This window comes from Actinomadura fibrosa, assembly GCF_900659615.1.
Lineage (GTDB): Bacteria > Actinomycetota > Actinomycetes > Streptosporangiales > Streptosporangiaceae > Spirillospora > Spirillospora fibrosa.
In genome coordinates, this window is sequence record NZ_CAACUY010000007.1 from 61,826 (window position 1) to 82,865 (window position 21,040).

General features: G+C 70.2%; 18 protein-coding genes and 1 pseudogene. 5 read left to right on the forward strand and 14 right to left on the reverse strand.

What is annotated here, in order from left to right:
• Positions 1 to 7: 7 nt before the first annotated feature.
• The 5 genes from E1300_RS51295 to E1300_RS04895 all read right to left on the reverse strand — a co-directional run bounded on the left by E1300_RS51295 (position 8) and on the right by E1300_RS04895 (position 5,683).
• The gene (locus tag E1300_RS51295) at positions 8 to 580 is read right to left on the reverse strand and encodes an ATP-binding cassette domain-containing protein (protein WP_207399478.1); all 573 of its coding nucleotides are present in this window, start codon (positions 578 to 580) and stop codon (positions 8 to 10) included.
• Complete coding sequence (locus tag E1300_RS04880; protein ID WP_207399479.1) at positions 577 to 1,434, reverse strand: ABC transporter permease; 858 nt, start codon at positions 1,432 to 1,434, stop codon at positions 577 to 579. Before E1300_RS04880 ends, E1300_RS51295 begins: the two co-directional genes overlap by 4 nt.
• Positions 1,434 to 2,411 (reverse strand): ABC transporter permease, encoded by a 978-nt coding sequence (locus E1300_RS04885; protein ID WP_278045341.1) that lies wholly within the window; start codon positions 2,409 to 2,411, stop codon positions 1,434 to 1,436. Before E1300_RS04885 ends, E1300_RS04880 begins: the two co-directional genes overlap by 1 nt.
• A complete protein-coding gene (locus E1300_RS04890; RefSeq protein WP_131755660.1) occupies positions 2,408 to 4,051 on the reverse strand; it encodes an ABC transporter substrate-binding protein in 1,644 nt (547 codons plus the stop codon). Before E1300_RS04890 ends, E1300_RS04885 begins: the two co-directional genes overlap by 4 nt.
• Positions 4,052 to 4,264: 213 nt before the next feature.
• Entirely contained in the window at positions 4,265 to 5,683 is a 1,419-nt protein-coding gene (locus tag E1300_RS04895) for an amidase (protein ID WP_131755661.1), read from the reverse strand.
• A 212-nt stretch (positions 5,684 to 5,895) separates the two neighbouring features.
• Between E1300_RS04895 and E1300_RS04900 the strand changes: the two genes are divergently transcribed.
• The 4 genes from E1300_RS04900 to E1300_RS04915 all read left to right on the forward strand — a co-directional run bounded on the left by E1300_RS04900 (position 5,896) and on the right by E1300_RS04915 (position 10,090).
• Positions 5,896 to 7,527 carry a class I adenylate-forming enzyme family protein gene (locus E1300_RS04900; protein ID WP_131755662.1) on the forward strand — a complete coding sequence of 544 codons (1,632 nt, stop codon included), beginning with the start codon at positions 5,896 to 5,898 and terminating at the stop codon, positions 7,525 to 7,527.
• Positions 7,524 to 7,991 (forward strand): hotdog family protein, encoded by a 468-nt coding sequence (locus E1300_RS04905; protein ID WP_131755663.1) that lies wholly within the window; start codon positions 7,524 to 7,526, stop codon positions 7,989 to 7,991. Before E1300_RS04900 ends, E1300_RS04905 begins: the two co-directional genes overlap by 4 nt.
• Positions 7,988 to 9,400: an NAD(P)/FAD-dependent oxidoreductase gene (locus tag E1300_RS04910; RefSeq protein WP_131755664.1), complete on the forward strand. Its 1,413-nt coding sequence runs from the start codon at positions 7,988 to 7,990 to the stop codon at positions 9,398 to 9,400. Before E1300_RS04905 ends, E1300_RS04910 begins: the two co-directional genes overlap by 4 nt.
• Before the next feature lie 102 nt (positions 9,401 to 9,502).
• On the forward strand, positions 9,503 to 10,090 hold the full coding sequence (locus tag E1300_RS04915; RefSeq protein ID WP_131755665.1) for a TetR/AcrR family transcriptional regulator: 588 nt from the start codon (positions 9,503 to 9,505) through the stop codon (positions 10,088 to 10,090).
• A gap of 72 nt (positions 10,091 to 10,162) precedes the next feature.
• Here E1300_RS04915 and E1300_RS04920 read toward each other — a convergent pair whose 3' ends face one another.
• Positions 10,163 to 11,719 carry an MFS transporter gene (locus tag E1300_RS04920; RefSeq protein ID WP_131755666.1) on the reverse strand — a complete coding sequence of 519 codons (1,557 nt, stop codon included), beginning with the start codon at positions 11,717 to 11,719 and terminating at the stop codon, positions 10,163 to 10,165.
• The gene (locus E1300_RS04925) at positions 11,716 to 12,888 is read right to left on the reverse strand and encodes an MFS transporter (RefSeq protein ID WP_165502680.1); all 1,173 of its coding nucleotides are present in this window, start codon (positions 12,886 to 12,888) and stop codon (positions 11,716 to 11,718) included. The genes E1300_RS04920 and E1300_RS04925 overlap by 4 nt, the downstream gene beginning before the upstream one ends.
• A 575-nt stretch (positions 12,889 to 13,463) precedes the next feature.
• Between E1300_RS04925 and E1300_RS04930 the strand changes: the two genes are divergently transcribed.
• Positions 13,464 to 14,900 (forward strand): M28 family peptidase, encoded by a 1,437-nt coding sequence (locus E1300_RS04930; RefSeq protein ID WP_131755668.1) that lies wholly within the window; start codon positions 13,464 to 13,466, stop codon positions 14,898 to 14,900.
• A 96-nt stretch (positions 14,901 to 14,996) separates the two neighbouring features.
• Here the strand turns inward: E1300_RS04930 and E1300_RS52165 are convergent, their stop codons facing one another.
• The 7 genes and pseudogenes from E1300_RS52165 to E1300_RS04960 all read right to left on the reverse strand — a co-directional run bounded on the left by E1300_RS52165 (position 14,997) and on the right by E1300_RS04960 (position 20,951).
• A complete protein-coding gene (locus E1300_RS52165; RefSeq protein ID WP_242618946.1) occupies positions 14,997 to 15,491 on the reverse strand; it encodes an LLM class flavin-dependent oxidoreductase in 495 nt (164 codons plus the stop codon).
• Between the two features lie 55 nt (positions 15,492 to 15,546).
• Positions 15,547 to 15,924: pseudogene (locus E1300_RS53825) on the reverse strand (LLM class flavin-dependent oxidoreductase); the annotation flags it as partial.
• 21 nt (positions 15,925 to 15,945) lie between these two features.
• Entirely contained in the window at positions 15,946 to 17,832 is a 1,887-nt protein-coding gene (locus E1300_RS04940) for a PKD domain-containing protein (RefSeq protein WP_207399482.1), read from the reverse strand.
• 119 nt (positions 17,833 to 17,951) lie between these two features.
• Positions 17,952 to 18,536 carry a nuclear transport factor 2 family protein gene (locus E1300_RS04945; protein ID WP_131755670.1) on the reverse strand — a complete coding sequence of 195 codons (585 nt, stop codon included), beginning with the start codon at positions 18,534 to 18,536 and terminating at the stop codon, positions 17,952 to 17,954.
• 1 nt (position 18,537) lies between these two features.
• Complete coding sequence (locus tag E1300_RS04950) at positions 18,538 to 19,371, reverse strand: TauD/TfdA dioxygenase family protein (protein ID WP_131755671.1); 834 nt, start codon at positions 19,369 to 19,371, stop codon at positions 18,538 to 18,540.
• A gap of 69 nt (positions 19,372 to 19,440) precedes the next feature.
• On the reverse strand, positions 19,441 to 20,211 hold the full coding sequence (locus E1300_RS04955) for an SDR family NAD(P)-dependent oxidoreductase (RefSeq protein WP_131755672.1): 771 nt from the start codon (positions 20,209 to 20,211) through the stop codon (positions 19,441 to 19,443).
• On the reverse strand, positions 20,208 to 20,951 hold the full coding sequence (locus tag E1300_RS04960; RefSeq protein ID WP_131755673.1) for an SDR family NAD(P)-dependent oxidoreductase: 744 nt from the start codon (positions 20,949 to 20,951) through the stop codon (positions 20,208 to 20,210). Before E1300_RS04960 ends, E1300_RS04955 begins: the two co-directional genes overlap by 4 nt.
• Positions 20,952 to 21,040 lie beyond the last annotated feature (89 nt).

Genomic DNA, 21,040 nt, shown 5'->3' on the forward strand with positions numbered 1-21,040 from the left:
CGTCGGACTAGACGGTGACGTCCAGTGCGGTCGTGGGCTCGTCGGCGAAGATCAGTCGGGGTTCCGGGAGCAGCGCGGCGACGATCATGACGCGCTGGAGCAGGCCACCCGAGAGCTGGTGCGGGAACTGGCCCAGGCGCCGCTCGGCGTCGGGGATGCCGACGTCGGCCATCAGGTCGCAGGCTCGCCGGATCGCCTCGTCCTGGGGCATCTGGCCGGTGTGCACGACGCCTTCGGCGAGGAACTGGGCGATGGTGCGGGTGGGGTTGACGTGCGCGCGGGGGTCCTGATGGATCAGCCCCACCTCGCGCGACCGGTAGCGGGCCAGGTCGCGGCGGTTGAAGTCCAGGACGTCGCGGTCCTCGAACCGCACGTGGCCTTCGGCGGTGGCGCTGGACGGCAGCAGCCGCATCGCGGCCTTGATCGTCATCGACTTGCCCGAGCCGGACTCGCCGACGAGGCCGACGGACTCGGCGGCACCGATCTTCAAGGAGACGTCGCGGACGAGTATGCGTCGTGTGCCGCGGTGACGCACGCTGACGTGCAGGTCCTGGAGGTCGAGGACGGGTTTCGGGGTCATCGGCGGCCTCCGGATCGGGTGGACAGCTGCGCTCCGAGGATGTTGAAGGCGATGACCGTGACGACGATCAGCGTCCCGGCCACGAGGGTCTGCTGCGGGGCGCCGTCGAGCAGTTCCGAGCGGCCGTCGGAGACCATGACGCCCCACTCGGCCTGCGGTGGCTGGATGCCGAGGCCGATGAAGGACACCGCGGCGAAGTCCGCCAGCGCCGAGCCGAACCCGTAGGTCGCCTGCGCGACGACGATCGGCATGACGTTGGGCGCCAGGTGCCGCACGCCGATCCGCCAGGACGACATCCCGGCGAGCTGGAGGCTCTCGACATAGCCCTGGTGGCGTTCGCGGATCGCCATGCTGCGCACGACCCGCGCCATGTAGGGCGTGTACACGACGCCGAGGGCCAGGACGGGAGCCCAGAAGCCCGCGCCGAACACGGCCGAGGACAGGACCGCGACCAGCACGCCGGGCACCGCGAACATGACGTTGAGCAGGCGGTTGGCCATGCGATCGATCCAGCCGCCATGCCAGGCGCTGAAGATCGCCAATGCGGTGCCGAGGACGGTGCTGATCAGGACGATCATTGCGGGGCCGGCGAAGCTGAGTCGGGCTCCGGCCAGGGCGCGCGAGAGGATGTCGCGGCCGAGGGAGTCGGTCCCCAGCAGGTGCTGGGCGCTCGGGTCCTGCCCGGCCGCCAGCACGTCGGTGGCGTTCGGGTCGTAGGGGGCGATCCACGGCCCGATGACCGCGACGAGCGCCAGCGCGCCCGCGGCCGCCGCGGAGGCGATCAGCGCGGGCCGGCCCATCGCGGCGAATCTGCGCCGGGTGGCGATCCCGGCGGCTGCCCAGGTGACGGCCATCAGGCTTTGGCCCTCTCTCGCGGGTCCAGGGCGGTCTGGATCAGGTCGATGACGGTGGTGACCAGCACGAACACCGTGACGATGATGAGGCTGACCGCCGTCACGACCGGGTAGTCCTTGCTGGAGATGCTGCGGATCAGCAGCGCCCCGATGCCGTCCACGGCGAAGATCTGCTCGACCACCACCGTGCCGGCCACCAGCCCGGCGACCGCCAGGCCCGAGGCGGTGAGCACCGGCATGGCGGCGTTGCGCAGGGTGTGGTGGCGCAGCACGATGCCGCTGGGCACGCCGCGTCCGCGCGCGGTCATCACGTATTCCTTCTCCGACTCCTCAGAGACGGCGGCGGACGTCAGTTGCGACACGTAGGCGCCGTAGCCGATCGACAGGGCGATCGCCGGGAGCGTCAGGTGCCACACCCGGTCGCCGAAGCCGTGGCCGCTGCCGTAGGTGGGGAACCAGCCGAGCTCGACCGCGAAGATCCCGATCAGCGCGTTGGCGGCCACGAAGCCCGGCACCGCGACGCCCAGCCCGACGAGCGTGGACACCACGGCCCGCCCGCGCGCGCTGACGCCGCCGACCACACCGAGCCCGACGCCGACCACGACGACCAGCAGCGCCGCCATGGCCACCAGCAGGAACGTCGTCGCCAGACGCGGCCCGATCAGCGCGGTGACGTCCTGGCGCGAGGTGAACGAGACTCCGAAGTCGCCGTGCAGGGCGCCTGTGAGCCAGTGCCAGTATCGCTCCAGGAACGGGTCGTCCAGCCCCAGTCGCTGTCGCATGCTCGCGCGCGCCTGGTCGGTGGCCTTCGCGCCCAGGATCTGCGCGACGGGATCGCCCGGTGCCGCCGACAGGCCGGCGAAGATGACGAACGAGGCGGCCAGGATCGTCGCGGCTGCCCCCAGCACCGTCGTGACGATCCGCCTGGCCGCACCCTTGCGTGGGACAGGCCCGCGGCGAGGTTCCGGGTCCTTCACTTGGCGGCGCCGATGTAGGCCATCTGCGGCATCGACCAGTAGGCGAACGAGGTGACGGCACCGGTCAGCCGGTTGTTGAGGAAGGTCGCAGTGTTGGTCGAGACGAGCGAGATCGTGCCGGTCTGGGGCTCGTAGACCTGCTGCGCCTGGACGATCAGCTGCGCGCGCTGCTTGGCGTCGAAGGAGGATCGCGCGTCGTTCAGGAGCTTGGTGACCTGCGGGTTGTCGTAGTTGTCGTAGTTGTAGGGCTGGCCGGGCAGCAGGTCGAAGCCGAGGGGTTCGAGGGGGTTCTGCCCGGAGTTGAAGCTCGCGTCGTAGATCAGGTCGATGCCCTTGCGCTTGCTCGCGTCGTAGCCGGCCTGGTCGAACACCAGCGGCTGCATCGACTGGATCTTGACGTTGACACCGATCGCCTTGGCCTGCTGCTGGAACAGCTGGGCGATCCGCGAGGACGCCTCGTCACCGGCCTGGATCGCCAGCACCAGTTCCTGCCCCTTGTACGAGGACTGCTCGACCAGGTGCTTGGCGGCCTCGACGTCGTAGGACCGCGCGCTGCGCCATTTGTCATAGTCGGGCTGGTAGAGGCCGCGCTCGGCGGTGGGCCAGGTCTCCGGCGTCAGCACGGTGTAGTTGGGCTGCGCGGCGCCGTTGAAGACGATCTTGGCGATCGCCGCCCGGTCGACGGCCCGCTGGAAAGCGTCCCGGAGCTTCTGGTCCTTCAGCGGCCCGTCCGGACGCGCCACGGCGATCATCGTGCTCTGCGTGGACGGGCCGAACACCAGCCGGCCGGCCTTGGACTTCGACAGCTTCGCCAGCGCCGACACCGGCACCTCGTACGAGCCGTCGATCTCCCCGGCCTCCAGCGCCTGCGCCAGCGCCGTGCCGTCGGAGACGAACGTGAAGTCGACCTGCTTGGCCTTGGGCTTCAGCGCGGTGTCCCAGTACCCGTCATTCCGGGTCATCGTGATTCCGCTGCCGGATCGCCACGAGGCGAACTTGTAGGGGCCGGTGCACATCAGGCCGCCGGTCGAGGTCCCGACCTTGTCCCCGGTCTTCTCCGCCCAGGCCTTCTCGACCACGACGCCGGACAGGGTCGCCAGGCCCTGCACGAACGTCGAGTCCGGCCTGCTGAACGTCACGGTGACCTGACGGTCGCCGGTGGCCTCGATGTCCTTGACGAAGACGAAGCCGAAGCTGACGACCGAGTCCTCGGCGGCCGAACGCCGCAGGCTGTAGACGACGTCCGCGGCGGTGAGGGGCTTGCCGTCCCAGAATTTCACGCCGTCGCGGACCGTCAGCCTCAGCTCGGTGGGCGACACCTGCTCGTAGGTCGCCAGGTTCGGGGTGACGTTGAACGCGGCGTCCATCTTCAGCAGGCCCTCGCACATGTTGCGCACGATCTGGCCGGAGCCATAGTTCACGGCGTTGCGCGGGTCGAGGGTGTCGGGCTCACCGCCGACGTTCCAGGTGACCTTGCCGACCTCAGCCTTGGCCGCCGGCAGTGCCGAGACGAGGTCGGACGCGCCGACCGGCGTGGATCCCTTGCCGTTTCCGCCGCTGCATGCCGCGAGGGTGCTGCTCGCGAGCAGCGCGATGGCGGCCGAGGCCAGTCCGCGCGCTGCCCTGGGGGCGAGTTCCATACGTTTCTCCTCCGTCAAGCGCCGCTGCGCGGCCTGTGACCCACGTCATGCCAACGTGTGACGGTGAAGATATAACCGCCGATATAAAACATGCAATGCATGTCGGCCGGATTTACGGGACGGAAACACGGTTCCGGTCCGATCAGCCGAAACAGGGCAGGCCCGCCGATCGGATCGACGGGCCTGCCGGGGTCCTGGAGCCGGAACGGAGGCTCAGAGCTCGGGGTGGCGGGTGTGCCAGTCGGTCGCGCGCTGGTAGCGCGCGGCCACCGACACCACATCGGCGTCGGCCCACAGGGGGCCGATGAACTGGAGCCCGATCGGCAGCCCGTCGGAGTCGAAGCCGCCCGGCACGCTGATCGCGGGGAGCCCGGCGTGGCTGGGCGGCTCGGTCATCGCGTGGATGAGCATGCCCAGCGGGGGAACCTCCTGGCCGTCGACCGGGCGGGTGGGACCGCGGTCGCCGCCATGCGGGAAGGCCGTGACCGCCGTCGTCGGCGTCACCATGACGTCGGCGCCGGTCATCGCGGTCGCGAAGGCGTTGTAGATGTCGGTCTTGCCCTGCCGGAAGGCCGCGTTCACCTGCCGCCCGGTGACGCCCTTGGCGCGCTCGGCCATCTCCTCGATCATGGGCCACAGCTCGACGTTCCAGGCCCGTGCCTCCTCCACGGCCGCCAGGTACTCGTAACCGTTGATGTGGTCGAAGAACACCGACGTGTCCGGCAGCTCGATCCCGACCTCCGTCACGGTGGCGCCCGCCGCGCGCATGTCCTCCAGGGCCTGCGTGAACAACCTGCGCACGTCCGGGTCGAGGACCTTCTGGCCCAGGTCGTAGCAGGCGGCGATCCGCACGCCCGTCAGATCGCCCGGCGCCTGGGCGGCCTCGACGTAGCTGCGGGTGTCGCGCGGCACCGAGAAGCGGTCGGACGGGTGGTGACCGTTGGTCGCCTCGAACACCAGCGCGGCGTCCAGCACGGTACGCGCGATGGGGCCGTCGGTGGAGTCGCCGTCGGTGCTCTCGGCGGTGGGGATCCTGCCGATGGACGGCTTGATCCCCACCGCGCCGCACAGCGACGACGGCACGCGGATGGACCCGCCGCCGTCCGAGCCCCAGGCGACCGGGCCGACGCCCGCGACGACCGCAGCGGCCGCGCCGCCGCTGGAACCGCCCGCGTTGTAGCCCGGCCGCCAGGGAGTACTGGTGGACCCGGTGAGCTTGCTCTCGGTGACGCCCAGCAGCCCGAATTCCGGCGTGGTGGTCTTGCCGAGCAGGATGACCCCCTGCTCCTTCAACCGCCCCCACCCGATCGCGTCCTCTTCGGGCACGTACTCGGCGAAGGCCGTGCACCCGTAGGTGGTCCGCACGCCGGCCGTCTCCGCGAGGTCCTTGACCGTCATCGGCACGCCGAACAGGGGCGGCAGCTCCTCCCCGGACCGCAGCCTCTGCTCGGCCGCCTTGGCGTCCGCCCGCGCCTGGTCGGCGGTGACGGTGACCATGATGTTAAGCGCCGGATCCACTCGGTTCATCCGGTCGAGCACGGCGTCGACCACCTCGACCGGCGAGACGGCCCCGCTTCGATACAGCTCGCCGAGCTCCGCGGCGCTCTTCCAGTACAGCTCGTCGTCCGGCATGCCGCCTCCAGGAGGTCCAGGTCGTGGATGACCGAGAGTATGTGTGACGCGCGTCGTGTAACACAACATATACAAAGAACTCGCGGAGGGTCGCGGTCGACGCGGGTGTGGTCACTTTAACGTAACGCACGTTGTGTAACGTTATAGATATTTCAGTGGTAAGGTCCGATCCGTCCGATCGGGGCCCTTCCCGCCTGTCTCGGAGGAGACGCATGTCGGTCCTGTCCACCACGCCCGTCACCTGGCCCGAGGACTTCCCCGGCACCTGGGAGGGCTGCCCGCGCGAGCCGCTGCTGACGGTCCTCGGGCGCGGCATCGATACCTACGGAGACCGGCCCGTGCTGCTGTTCGAGGACGGCTTTACGATCACCGGACGGCAGCTGCGCGGACGGGCCGAGCGGTTCGCGGGCCTGCTCGCCCGGCACATCGGCGTCGGCGACCGGGTCGCTCTCGCGGTGGGCAACCGCGCCGAGTACGTCATCGCCTACCTCGCCGTCCTCGCCAACCGCGCGGTGATCGTCTCGCTGTCTCCGCGGATCGGGCCGGACGACGCCCGGTACGCGGTCGAGGACTCCGGCTGCGTCCTGGCGATCACCGATGACGACTCCCACGACGTCCTCGCCGCCCTCGCGGACCAGGCTCCGGCGCTGCGCGCGGCGATCAAGGTCGACGGGCCCGAACCGGCGGGCTTCGACCACCTGCTGGACGGGATCGAGCCGATCAGGTTCGCCGACGTCGAAGCTCGCCTTGACGACCTGGTCGACATCGGCTACACGTCCGGTACGACCGGCCTGCCGAAGGCGCTGGCCGGCGACCACGTCGAGACCCTGCGCTACATCGACGTGCACCTGCGTCGCTCGCGGTCCTCCCCGGAGGCGGAGCGCATGCTGATGCCGCTGCAACTGCACTACGGCGACCCGCTGACCTTCCTGTTCGCGGCGATGTGCTCGGGCGCCTCGCTCGTCCTGATGCGCCGGTTCAGCGCGACCCGGTTCTGGGACGTGGCCCGCTCCTCGGGCGCCACCACGATTTTTACCATCGGGTCGGTCCCGCAGATGCTGCTCAGCAGGCCCGAGAGCCCGGCCGACCGGGAGCACTCGATCCGGCACGCGGTCGCGCTGGCCATCCCGCCCGACCGGCACGCCGAACTCGAACGCCGCTTCGGCTTCCCCTGGACCGAGGCCTACGGCTCCTCGGAGTCCGGGCCCGCGATCTCCATGCCGCCGCACGTCGCCCACGAGTTCCTCGGCACCGGCGCGCTGGGCATCCCGCTGCCCGACGTCCAGGCGCGGCTGGTCGACCTGGACGGTCGCGTCGTCGACGGCCCCGGCTCGGGAGAACTCGAACTCGCCGGCGAGGTCACCTTCCGCGGCTACCTCAACGCTCCCGAGGCGACCGCCGAGGTCCTGCACGACGGCTGGCTGCGCACCGGCGACCTGATGCGCCGCGACGAGCGCGGCGTCTACTACTTCGAGGGGCGCCGCAAGGAGATCATCCGGCGCAGCGGGGTCAACGTGGCACCGGCCGAGGTCGAAGCCGTCCTGCGCCGCCACCCCGATGTCCTGGACGCGGCGGTGGTGCCCGTCCCGGACGAGGTGATGGGCGAGGAGATCAAGGCCTACGTCGAACTCGTCCCCGGCGCCACGTTCGCCCCAGCCGAGCTCGCGCGGTTCTGCGCCGAGCGGCTGACCGGCCCGAAGGTGCCCCGCTACATCGAGCACCGCACCACCCCGTTCCCCCGCACGCCCTCCCAGCGCATCCCGAAGAAGGAACTGATGGTCGACGGCGCGCACACCACCACCCACGCCTGGGACCGCACCCAGCACACCGGAGGATCCGCATGACCGAGATGACGTTCGACGATCTCCCCCAATCGGTGGGCCACATCACGCAGGGCGCCCCCTTCGCGCTGGGGGAGGAGGAACTCGATGCCTTCGCCAAGGCCACCTGGCTCGACAAGGCCTATCTCGACGACATCCCCGAGTTCCCGGAGACCCTCGTGGAGGGCTTCCTGCTGCTGAGCATGCTCGACGCCGCCGCCAAACTCGCATCGCCCGCCTCGTCATCGACGATGTGGGGCCTCAACTACGGGCTGGACCGCGTGCGGTTCATCGCGCCGGTGCACATGGGCCAGCGCGTGCTGTCGACCTACGAGATCCTCGCGGTCGAGCCGAAGGACAACGGCTACAAGGTGCTGCGCCGCTGCACCTTCACCGTCGAGGGCCAGGACCGTCCCGCGATGGTCGCCGACTGGTGGAGCCTCGCTTTCCCGCGCGGCACGGTCGAGCGCGCCCGGGAGCGGTCATGACCTCGTTTTCGACGATCAATCCGACACGTTCGCTGGTCAATGCCGAGCCCGCGCCGTTCTGGTTGCAGGATTCGGCACGGCCGGCGCCGTTCCCGGCGCTGGCAGGGGAGGAGCAGTGCGACCTCCTGGTGGTGGGCGGCGGATACTGCGGGCTGTGGACGGCGTTGCTGGCCAAGGAGCGCGACCCGGGCCGGGACGTCGTTCTCATCGAGGCGCGGGAGGTGGGCTGGGCGGCGTCCGGTCGCAACGGCGGTTTCTGCGCGTCCTCGCTCACGCACGGTTTCGGCAACGGGCTGGCCAGGTGGCCGGACGAGCTCGCCGAGCTGGAAGACCTCGGCTTGGAGAACCTGGACGGCATCGAGGAGGCGGTGCGGCGGCATGGCATCGACTGCGACTGGGAGCGCACCGGCGCGATCGACGTCGCCACGCAGCCCCACCAGGTGGACGAGCTGCGCGCTTACGCTGAGGTAGCACCGCGCTTCGGCGTCTCGGCCGAGTTCCTCGGGGCCGAGGAGGTCAGGGCCGAGGTCGACTCGCCGACCTATCTTGCGGGAGTCCTCGACCGGCAGGGTACGGCACTGGTCCACCCGGCCAAGCTCGCCTGGGGGCTGCGCGACGCCTGCGTCCGGCTCGGCGTGCGGATCTACGAGCGCACCCCGGCGAGCGGTCTGAGCACTCGTGGCGGGCGCATGGTCCTCACCACGGGCTACGGGCGCGTGGTGGCCCGCAGAGTCGCGCTGGCCACCAACGCCTTCCCGCCGCTGCTGCGCAAGATCCGCCCGTTCGTCGTCCCCGTCTACGACTACGCGATGGTCACCGAGCCGCTGAGCAGGGAGCGGCTGGACTCCATCGGTTGGCGCAACCGCTACGGCATGTCCGACAGCGGGAACCAGTTCCACTACTACCGGCTCACCGCTGACGACCGGATCCTGTGGGGCGGCTACGACGCCGTCTACCACTACGGCTCGCGGCTGTCGGGCGACTTCGACCAGCGTCCGGCGACCTTCCAGAAGCTGGCAGCCAACTTCTTCCACACCTTTCCGCAGCTGGAGGGCGTCCAGTTCACTCACACATGGGGTGGGGTGATCGACACCTGCACCCGGTTCTCGGCGTTCTTCGGAACGGCCGCGCAAGGCAGGGTCGGCTACGCCCTCGGCTTCACCGGCCTGGGCGTGGGCGCGACCCGGTTCGCCGCACAGGTCGTCCTGGACCGGCTCGACGGTCTGGACACTCCCCGTACCCGACTCACGATGGTGCGCGGCAAGCCCGTCCCGTTCCCGCCCGAACCTCTGCGCTGGCTCGGCATCGAGCTCACGCGTCGCTCGATGGCCCGCGCCGACCGCGACGGCGGGCGCCGCAACCTCTGGCTCCGCACCATGGACACCCTCGGCCTGGGGTTCGACAGCTGACCCTGCCACCGGCCGGAGCCGGGCAGCGCCGAGCGCAGACCCGAGGTTTCCTGTCCTCTAGAATGTAATTACCGTTGCATAACGTTTCGCGAGGAGGCGCGGGTGCCGATCCAGGTCGATCACGACGAGCGGCGCGAGAAGATCGTGAACGCGGCGATCAGGGTCCTGGGGGAGCGCGGTTTCGCCAACTTCTCCCTCCGCGCGGTCAGCGACCGGCTCGGGGGGTCGGTCACGCTGGTCACCCACTACTTTCCCAGCCGCGAAGCGCTGCTGGTGAGGATGCTCGAACTGACGCTGGAGGACGCTCGCTCGACCCAGCAGGAGCTGGCGGCGATCGAGGACCCGCACGATCGGCTGGAGGCCGCCGTGCGGTACTTCCTGCCCATCGACGAAGAGGCACTGGCCATCGAACGCGCCCGCGTCGCCCTGGCCAGCCATCGAGAAGTCGAGCCCTCCATCCAGCAGTATCTGGACCTCATCGATCCGGTGATGCGAGAGCTGATCAGGGCCGCCATCCAGGACTTCATCGGCCGCCACAGGCTTGAGGCCACCGTCGATCTGATCCGCCTGTGGACCAGCGGAGTCGTGCTCTCCACGATCGAGCATCCCGATCTGTGGACCCCCGAACGCCAGACCCAGGCCCTGCACCACTTCATGAACCTGATCGACCTCCCGGTCGCCGCCCGCTGAGGATCCGGAGCAGGCCGAAGTCCGCGCACCGCCGAGCCCGCCCCTTGTCAGAGGCAGGCTGGGCGGTCCTCGTCAGTGCTCGGCGCCTTGCCGGTCGAGCTCGTGTCCGCGCAGCAGGAACCAGGCGGCGACGGCCGCAGCCAGCAGGATCACCGCGCCCGCGGCGCAGGCGATGACGATGCCGTCGATGAAGGACTTCCGGGCGGCCTCCAGAAGGGCGGCCGCGGTGCCGGGAGGCAGCCGGGAGGCGACCTCGACCGCGCCGCCCAGGGACTCGTGCGCCGCGGCCGGCGTTCCCGCGGGCGCCGCGAAGCCCTGGTAGACGCCCGTCACGATGGAGCCGAGCAGCGCGATGCCGAGGGCGGCGCCCAGCTCGTAGGCGGTCTCGGAGACCCCGGACGCGGTGCCTGCCTGGTGCTTCGGGACGCTGGACAGGATGACGTCGGCGGTCACGGTGAAGGAGCATCCGGCGCCGAGGCCGACCAGCAGCAGCGCGGTGAACAGCAGCGGATAGCCGGTGGACCCGTCGATGACGGTGAGCAGCGCGAGCGCGAAGCCGATGACGGCGAGTCCGCCGGAGACCGCGGCCCGGACCGAGAAGCGGCGTGCCACGCGTCCGGCGACCAGTCCGGCCGCGATCGCTCCCGCGGCGGTGGGCAGCTCGGCGAGCCCGGCTTCGAATGGTCCCCGTCCCTGGACGAGCTGGAGGAACTGCGAGAGGAAGAAGATGAGGCCCGACAGCCCGAGGATGGTCAGCAGGTCCGCCAGCACGGCGCCGCTGAAGCCCCGGTTGCGGAACAGGCGCACGTCCAGCAGCGGGACGGCGAGGGTCCGCTGGCGGCGGACGAACAGGTAGAGGGCGGCGGTGCCCAGCACCGCCGCGGCGAGCGGAGTCCAGCCGAAGCCGTCCGCGGCGGCCTTCTTGAGGGCGTACACGAGACCGAACATCCCGGCCATGGACAGGCCGACGCTCACCAGGTCCCATGGGCCCGGAGCGGGGTCGCGGGACTCGGGCAGCAGCCTGGCGCCCACGACGATCAGCACGGCCATCACGGGCAGGTTGATCAGGAAGACCGAGCCCCACCAGAAGTGCTCCAGCAGGAAACCGCCCAGTATCGGGCCCACCGCCATCCCCGCCGAAGCGGTGGCGGCCCATACGCCGACGGCGACGCTGCGCTCGCGCGGATCGTCGAAGAGGTTGCGGATCAGCGCGAGCGTCGCGGGCATGAGGGGCGCACCGGCGACCCCGAGCAGCGCCCGCGCAAGGATCATCATCTCGGGCGTCGAGGCATAGGCGTTGAGCACCGATACCGCGCCGAAGCACCCCGCGCCCAGCAGCAGGATGCGCTTGCGGCCGATGCGGTCGCCCAGGCTGCCCATGGACACCAGGAGCCCGGCCAGGACGAAGGAGTAGACGTCGCCGATCCACAGCAACTCGGCGCCCGACGGCTTCAGGTCCTCACTGATGTAGGGCGTCGCCAGGCTCAGGACGGTCGAGTCGACGGCCACCAGGAGAACGGCCAGAACGAGTACCGACAGCGCCAGCCAGCGGCCGTGCTGCCTGGTTCCCGAGACGCCGGCCTCCTGGAGTGGCCGGTCATGCCCCTTCCTCTCGCCCGCGCTGGTCACGTCCTGACGTCCGCGAGTTCGAGCGGCTCGGCGAAACCGGTGCTCACCGTCCTGGTCGTGCGCATGATGGGGATCGCGGCCAGCAGGGTGGCCAGGGCGAGGACCGCGCCGAGCCCGGAGGCGCCCCAGACGTCCAGGATCCAGCCGACGGGGGCCGACCCCAGGCCGGTGCCGATCGCCGTCGCCCCGGACGTGGCGGCGATCCACCGGCCGCTGGGGTCGGCGGACGCCGCCACCGCGAGCACCAGGACGAGCAGGCCCATATAGCTGATCTGCCAGATGATCGCGGCGGCGGTGTAGGAGGCCGCCCAGGGCACGACAGTGATCACCAGTTTCGCGACGACCTCGACCCCGAAGAACGCCGCCATGACGGTGACCCGCCCGAACCGGTTGCACGCGATCGGCCCCAGGACCGCGCCCGCCAGCGACACCACGGCGACGACCGACAGCACGATCGAGACGGCGCCGGCCGACATCCCCGCGTAGTCCTCGCCGATGACCTCGCAGTAGGACCAGGCACCCTGCTCGACCGCTCCGAGGAGCACCAGCGCGAGCAGGAACAGGCGTGGCAGCGGCCTGCCGGAGGATGGGCCGAGACTGCGTTCCGGCGCGTCGGGCAGCGCGCGGACCAGCCAGTACGCGGGAAGGCACAGGGCGGCGAGGATCACGAAGGCCGCGGCACCGCCCCATGCGTCATCGGCCTCGGGGATGAGGATGATGAGGGTCGCGATGACGACGGTCCCGCCCAGCACCGTGACGGTCGAGGCCTTGTCGGTATCGCCGGTCGCGGCGATGGCCGCCATGCCCGCGGCGTAGACCGCGCCGAGACCGACGCCGGCGATCGCGTTGCCGACGACGAGCAGCGCGAGGCCCGGCGCCACCGACGCCAGCGCGAAGCCCGCCACGGTGGCGACGAGCCCGGCTCTGGCCATGGTGGTGCGGCCGGGACGGGCCGCCTGGGGCGCGAGCGCGAGTGCCGCCAGCGCCGTGGCGAGCAACTGCACCGTCGCGACCACCCCGGCGGTGGTGTTGGAGAGGTGGAACCGGTCGGCCATGCTCGGCAGCAGGACGGGCATCAGGTTCGAACCGATGTTGCCGAGCGTGGCTCCCGTCACCAGGGCCGCGCCCACGCCGATGCTGATCGCGCGGACCGGCGCCACGCTGCTCACCGGCAACGCCCGCGCTCGACGACCCGGGTGAGGCGGACTCGGCGCACCGGCCGCCGCCGCTGTTCGAGCATGGGGAACCCTCTCTCGCACGCGCCGGGCATCTGCCCGGAACCGGGACATCAGACGGCTGCCAACGTGTGATCACGACCGAGGCGGGCCCCTGCCGATTGGAAGCTCTTCACGCGACGTCGTCAGCGTCCAGCACGCCCGCCACGGAGGCGTGACCTTGGACAAGGTTATATAGTCATCGTCTTATAACACTTCACACATCTTTATAGGGCACGTGCTCCACGGCCCGCAAGTGTGCCGCCCGACCCGTGCGGCTCTACCGGCCCGGATCCACGTCTGACTCTGGCGCCGGACTCGCCCGTGGTGTTCGGGAGGGGACGCGCTGACGGCGGCCCGCGGTGCGATTCCGTCCAGGGCCGTTTTTGTATGACAGATGTTATAAATTGTGCTCGACATCAAGACTCGACAGGAGACGGCCGCACGGTCGCAACGGGGCCGAAGGCTGCCCGCGCGACACGCGACCACCGCCGGTCCTCAACGGGACGGCTCGACGAGGAACGAGGGCAGTGACCTTGCGCAATCAGGACGTCCAGGCCGGCGACCGGGCTTGGGAGGCGACCATGCCGGACAACGAGGCGATCTTCTCGTGGGTGCGCGACCTGGCGGCTTTCGGCAGGCGTGGCACCAACGCCCCCGGTGACCGCCGGTCCGTCGACTACCTGCTCGACCGCTTCCGCCAGTTCGGGCTCACCGACGTCCAGGTGCAGGAGACCGAGTCCTTCGCCTGGCACGCCTCCCGCTCCGAGCTGACCGTCGACGCCACGCCGATCCCGCACTCGCCCGCGGTGTTCTCCTTCGACACCCACGACGCCAACGGCCCGTTCTCCACCGGCCCGAACGGCCTGTCCACACTGCTCGCCGATGTGGGGGACGGCGAGGAGGACGACTTCGCCCGGGTCGACGTCAGCGGCAAGCTCGTGCTGTTCAACCTGCGTTTTCTCATGCCTCGCAGCCTGCTCCTGGCCGGCGGCGAGTTCGTCTACGATCCCCACGACAGCGTGGACGCGGCCGACCTGGACACCGCCAACCCCTACGTGAACAACTACGAGGACGTCCTGGAACGGGCGATCAACGCGGGCGCGGTCGGCTTCGTCGGCGTCCTGGCCGACTATTTCGACTCCCACGACATCCACCCCGAACACGCCGAGGGCATCACCATTCCCGGCCTGTGGGTCACCAAGGCCGCCGGTGCCCGGATCCGCGCCCTGACCGCGTCCGGCACCGCCCTCGCGACCATGCGGCTGGAAGGCTCGCGGGTCCCCGCGACCGCCCGCACCGTGATCGGGTACCTGCCCGGCGGCAGTACCGACACCATCATGATCCAGTCCCACCATGACGCGGCATGGGACGGCGGCGTGGAAGACGCCTCGGGCACCGCCGAAGTCCTGGCCCTGGCCAGTTACTACAGCCAGATCCCGCAACGGCACCGGCCCAAGACCCTGATGTTCGTCCTGATGGACAGCCACTGGACCGGCTACCAGGCCCACGAGCACTTCGTCGAAACCTTCATCACCCGCCCGGCCACCCCTCACCGGATCGTCGCCAACGTCACCCTCGAGCACATCGCCAGGCAAGCCGAGATCGGTCCGGACGGACAGCTCCAGCTTCACGACCTGCCCGAATACCGCGGTGTCTTCGAGAACGTCAGCGTCCCCCTGAAGAACGTCATCGAGGACGCCGTCACAAGTCACGATCTACAGCGGACCGTCCGCCTGCCCAGCGACAAGCTCGTCCCGCTGATGGGTGAGCTGCCCACCGACGCGGACCTCGTCTACCAGGCCGGAGTTCCCACCATCAGCTTCATCAGCGGCCCCCTGTACCTCTACGACAAGGCCGACACCATCGACAAGGTCTACAAGCCCGACCTGGCCCCTGTCGCCTCGGCCTTCGCCGACATCATCGACCACCTGGCGGCCACACCCAGCGACCAGATCCGAGGCTGACCGGGCCGACCCCTGCGCCGTCGGTGTTGCCGCGAGCAGAGCGGCATCTTGCGCCTCCGGAGAGGAGAGGCCGTCGTTCTGTCTGGGGTTTGGCGGCTAGGGGGCCGGCGTTGTGGCGAGGTCGCGGAGGAGTTCTCGGGTTCGCTTCCGAGAGGAGACGGGATCGGGGCCGGCGGGGACGATGGCGGCCCAGAAGTCGGTCGTCCCGGCATCGACGAGGGATCGGAGCTGTGCTCGGACGGACGCCTCGTCACCGACGATGGCGGCGTCGGCCGGGGTGGAGGCGCCGCCGATGTCGAGGATGCGCTGGTAGTTGGGCATGCCGGTGTACGAGATGGACGTCGCTGCCACGGCTGCGCGGGCTTCGGTGATGTCGTCATGGACGACGATGGGGAGGCCGGCGACGATGCGGGGCGGCGGCCGGTCGGCGGCGGACGCGGCGGCGTGGATGCGGGGGGCGATGTGGGTGTCGATGGCCTTGGCCGGTGCCATCCACAGAACCGTGCCGTCGGCGTACCGGCCTGCGATGCTCAGCATCCGGGGGGAGAGGGCCGACAGCAGGACGGGAATGGAGTGGGGGAGTGAGGCCATTCGGCCGGCGCTGCGGGCCGTCCAGTCTTTCGCCTTCGAAATCCACGTCGTGACCGCGTAGGAGTTCGGTGAGAATCTGGGTGTACTCCTCGGTGCTGCGGCCGGGGCGGTCGTAGGACATGCCGTAGACGTCGCGGACGATCGACTCGTGGGAGGGGCCGATGCCGAGCGTGAGGCCTGGGCGTCCCATGGTGGCGGCGACGGAGGCGGCACGGTTGGCCTGGAGGAGCGGGTGGCAGGGGTAGGTCTGCAGGACGGCGGTGCCGAGTTCGATCGTCGTGGTCTGGCGGCCGGCGAGGGCCATGGGGGTCAGCGGGTCGCCGGTGACGGTACTGGCGTACCAGAGCGAGGTGAAGCCGTCGGCCTCGGCCCGCTGCGCTTGCTGGACGATCTTGTCGGGGGTCGACGCGCCGCCGGTCAGGCCGATGCGCATGGATTTCCTCTCGGATAGCGGTCAGTGGACGACGACCCGTACGCGTCCGAGGTCGGGAATCCTGGCGAAGGGGGAGGCGGTGTCGCCGTCGCGTTGGGAGGCGGCGCGCAGAGCGGGGAAGTAGGTGCCGGGTGTGCGGTAGGCGTAGGTCCGCCGGACCTGGACGCTGGGCCGGGGGGAGCCGAACGCCGAAGGGGTGAAGGTGCCGGTTCCGGTGAAGTCCCAGTCGGTGGCGACGATCTTCCCGGTTCCGGGTGGGATCCGGATGGCGGCGGTGAAGGTGACGGGCTTGCCTGCGATGACGTCGATCCGGCGGCGGCCGTCGACGGCCAGGTCCACCACGGGCTGGACGCCGCGCCGCCGGGCCGCCGTTGCCGGGACGGTGACCTGGCCGCCGGTGATGCCGTAGCGGGTCGATGGCGGGGGCGGGACGCCCCTCTCGGCCCAGGCGCTGACGTCGCGCAGGGCCCGCTGGAGGATGCCGGTGTAGTCGAGCAGGTTGGGCTCGTGCGCCCCGATGTGGTCGGCTGCGTCGTTGTACAGGACGCGGAAGGTGTCGTCGTAGCGGGCGCCCAGTGCCTGCTTCACCTGCTGGGCGTACCAGTCGGCGTCCCAGGGGAAGGCGTCGGCGTCGAGCAGGTTGGCGACCTCGATGACCTTGCCGGTGATCTTGCCGGTGTGGGTGCCCCCGCCGCTGACCTCGGTGGAGATGACCGGGCCGACCTCGATGCCGCGCTGCGGGTGGATCGGCTCGCCGGCTGCGTCGCGGAACTGGTCCCAGGAGGTGAAGCCGGGCCGGGCGGGGACCTGGTGGCGGTGGTAGGTCAGCAGCGCCACGTTCCACCGGTTGTCGATGCGCAGCCTGCCGTCCGCGCCGAGCGCGTTCAGCGTCTCGGACGGGTTGCCGGAGCCGATCGTGAAGGTCTTGGTGGCGGGGTCGAGCGAACCGGTGAGCGCGCCGATCGCCGAGCCGTCGGGGCGGTGCGCGGTGAAGTCGAAGCCGGTCCTGTCCGGGTCCGCTGGTGCCCTGTCGAGGACGAGCTTCGTCGGGACGTTCTGTGCGTCCCGCTCGACTCTGGTGATGGTGGAGGTCTGGTCGATCCGCGCGGCGCGGATCAGGTCGCCGAGCGGTGATCGCTCGGTGCCCAGGTAGCCGGGCTCGCTCCAGAAGTCGTCGGCGTAGGTCGGGTCCATGGCGCGGACGGTGCCGGCGAAGCCGAGCAGGCCTCGGGGATCGTCAAGTCCGAGCACGTAGGAGTAGTTCTCCCAGGTCCGCAGCGGGATGCCCATCCGGGTGACCTCGCGCAGCACCGCCTTCTGCGTGCCGGTGAGGTCCGCGTAGGGGTCTCCGGAACCGCCGGGGCGCACCGCGTCGGCGATCTGCGGTGCCCTGCCGCGCAGCACCAGCCGGGCGAAGGCCCGGACGAAGAAGTTGGTCGGGATGGAGGTGGGCACCCCGGGGATGAACGGCACGGCGCCGTCCCATACGCCGGTGGTGTTCTCCATCGCGCCGATCGTCATGTAGGAGCCGCCGCTGCCGCCGTAGACGTAGCCGTGGATCCGGCGGGAGGAGCGGTAGTACCTCGCGGCGACGGTGCGGGAGAACTTGGCTGCGGCCGCGTCGGCGCGGTAGCCCTCGGTTCCGGAGGTCCGCACGGTGTAGGCGCCGCTGGAGGCTCCGAAGGCGATGGACTGCGGGTCGGCGTTCGCGGTCTGCAGCGGGTAGACGAGCTGGAAGAATCTGCCGTCCCATCGGCTCGCGGGCGGGAGGTAGAGGGTGAACTTGACGCCGGTGCCTTCGAAATGGCCGGACACCTGGTGGTGCGGGACGGGAGTGGTCGGGTCCTTCTCGCCGTCGATGACGGGGTGGCCGTAGAGCGGGTCGTCGCAGTCGGCCGTGACTTGCATGGGGCCATTGGGCTGCGGTTGGACGCACTGCGGTGACGGCGCGGCCGATGCGGGCATGCCCGGCACCGTCGTCATGCCGAGGAGGATGCAGCCGCCTGCGGCGAGTGCGCTGCGACCGTTCATCGGGATCCGGTCTGTGTCGGGGCCGTCCAGCGGGATCCGGTCTGCTCCAGGCCGAGGGGACGCTGGTAGGTCAGGTCGCCGGTGTCGCGGGTGCCTTTCAGGTAGCCCTGCTTGGTGAAGAACGACGATGTCATGACCGAGGCGTCGGCGGTGAACATCACCTCGACGGTCGAGCGGCGCAGCGCGATCCGCCAGCGGCCGTCGCGGCGTTCGAGGCGGTCGAGGTAGCGGCCGCTGATGAACTGGGCGGTGCGCCCGTCCTTGCCGAGCAGGACGACGATGACGTAGCTGTCGCAGTGGGCGGTGTCGCCGTCGATGTCGCAGGAGTGGGTCGTGACGTTGTGCGTGTGGACCTGCGACGTCGCGGCGTGCGCGGGATTGACCCAGGCGGCGTAGTCGGCGCCGGAATTGGTGGCGAAGCCGTGCTCGTCGGTGGCGTCGGGGTGGTAGGCGGCGCTGATCAGGTCGTCGTCGTGGCGGTCGCAGCCGCGCGCGTGGCGGGCGATGCAGTCGAGGATGTCGGCACGGTCCTTGAGGTATCGGACGTCGCGCCGCAGGGTGTCGAGGTCGTCGGCGGTCATCTCAGGCGACCGCCTCTTCGCCGATGAGAGTGGTGCGGTGCATCAGCCTGCGGGACGTGGGCTCGAAGGGCATGGCGCGGTGCAGCATCCCGGTGTTGTCCCAGATGACCAGGTCGCCGCGTCGCCACCGGTGGCGTAGCACGAATCGCGGCTGGGTCGCCCATTCCAGGAGCCGTTCGAGCAGCGTCCGGCCCTCGTCTTCGGGGAGTTCCACGACCTGGCCGGCGGTGGCTCCCACGAGCAGGGATTTGCGCCCGTTGCGCCGCGTCCAGACGAGCGGGTGAACTCTGGAGGGCACTCGCTCCCAGGCGGCGCGTTCCTCTTCGGAGGCGTCGGGATTGGCCCGCGCCTGCGCGGCGGCGAAGCTGTGCACCACCGTCAGCCCCTCCAGGCGCGCCTTCTCCTCCTCGGGCAGCGCCTGGTAGGCCAGGAAGGTGCTGGCGAACTCGGTGTCGCCGCCGGCGGGGTCGACTTCCCGGGCGGTGAGCAGGGTGGCCTTCTGCGGGACCTCGATGGTGGCGCCGTCGATGTGCCAGTGGAAGTTCCCCCGCCGGTAGACCGCGAGGGTGGCGTTGGTCTTGGCCGGATCGAGTGTGATGGTGTCGATCTCGGGATGGCGGTGCTCGCTGGTCCGGGCGACCTCCGGTTCGCCCAGCAGGCGGGTGAACGCGACGAGGTCGTCGTCGCCGATGTTGAGCTCGCGGTAGATCACCACTCCGTGCTCGGCGAGCAGTTCCTGGCAGCGGTCCGCGGCTTCCGGGCGCACCAGGTGGTCGCCGGAGGCGCCGGTGATCTCGATGCCGAACGGGTTGAGCGGGGTGAACGCGGCGGTCATCGCACCTCCAAGGCTGTTTATACGACCGTATAAGAATGATACTTATCTATCAAGAGAGGTTGATTCTTGTCAGATGCCGGCGGGCCCCGGTCCTCCGTGGACGTAGAGGGTCTGGCCCGAGCAGAAGCTGGAGGCGTCGGAGGCGAAGAACAGGACGCCGTATCCGATCTCGTCGGGCTCGCCGAGCCGTCCCGAGCCGTTGGTCATGCCGATGGCCTCGGGGTCGAGGTCGTGCCGTTCGGCCTCGTCCAGCAGTGTCGCCGCTCGGACGGCTCCCACGGCGATGGTGTTCACGCGGACCCCTTTGCGGGTCCAGGCCGCGGCCAGGGAGCCGGTGAGATTGTTCACCCCGGCCTTCGCGGCGCCGTACGGTGCGGCCCGGGGCATGGCGAGCAGGCTCGCGCCCGAGGAGATGTTCACGATCGCCCCCTTGCCCTGGGCCAGCATGGGCTCGGCCGCGGCCCGGGACAGGAAGAACACGCTGCCGAGATTGAGCGCCAGGACCTGGTGCCACTCCTCCTCGGTCCATTTCATCGGCGACTTGGTCTGCGCCCCGCCGGCATTGTTGACCAGGATGTCGAGGCGTCCCATCTCGTGAAGGACGGTGTCGACGAGCCGCCAGCACCGGTCGGGGTCGCTGACGTCGGTCGGTACGGCGAGGGCACGCCTGCCCAGTGCCCGGATCTCCTTCGCGGTGGCTTCCAGCGGTTGCGGGCGCCGGGCCGCGAGCACGACGTCGGCGCCGTGCTCGGCGAGCACCAGCGCCGTGCCGCGTCCGATGCCGGTGCCTCCACCGGTGATGAGGGCCACCCGGCCGTCCAGGCGGAACCGGTCGCTCATGTCACCGCACCTCCGTTGACGCCGATGACCTGGCCGGTGACGTAACCGGCCTCGTCCGAGCACAGGAACGCGCACATCGCCGCGATGTCATCACCGGTACCGAGCCGCCGCGCCGGGATCATCCGGGCCAGCACGTCCGGGCCCGGCAGCAGTCGCGCCTCCTGCGCGGCGCGCAGCAGCGGCGTGTCGACGGTGAACGGCGGGACGGTGTTGGCGGTGATCCCCTTGGCGGCGTACTCGAGCGCGACCGTCTTGGTCAGGGCGATGACGCCGCCCTTGGACGCCGCGTAGTGCGCCTGGCGCGGCGAACCGGTCTGGCCCGCCGCGGACGAGATCGTGACGATCCGTCCCCAGCGGGCGGCCACCATGTCCGGGATCGCCGACTGGAGGCAGTTGAAGGTGCCGGTGAGGTTGACGGCGATCGTGCGGGCCCAGTCGCCGGAACCGACGTCCTCGAAGGGCAGGAATCCGGAGACGGCCGCGCTGGTGACCAGGACCTCGATCGGCCCCAGTTCGGCGCGCACCTCGTCGAAGGCCCTGTCGACCGCCCCCCGGTCCGCCACGTCGACCTTGACCGCGACCGCCCGGTGCCCCTTCGCCCGCAGATCGCCGGCCAGGCGTTCGGCCGCGTCGCCGTCAAGGTCGAGGACGGCGACGTGCCGGTCCTGGCGGGCGAGATGCTCACAGACCGCCAACCCCAGCCCGGAGGCACCGCCGGTCACCACCGCTGTACGACTCAAGACATCCTCCGGTCGATCGGCCGGCCTTCCCGGAGCCGGATCATCTGTGCTATACGAACGTATAGCAGCACGCTATACGACCGTACAAC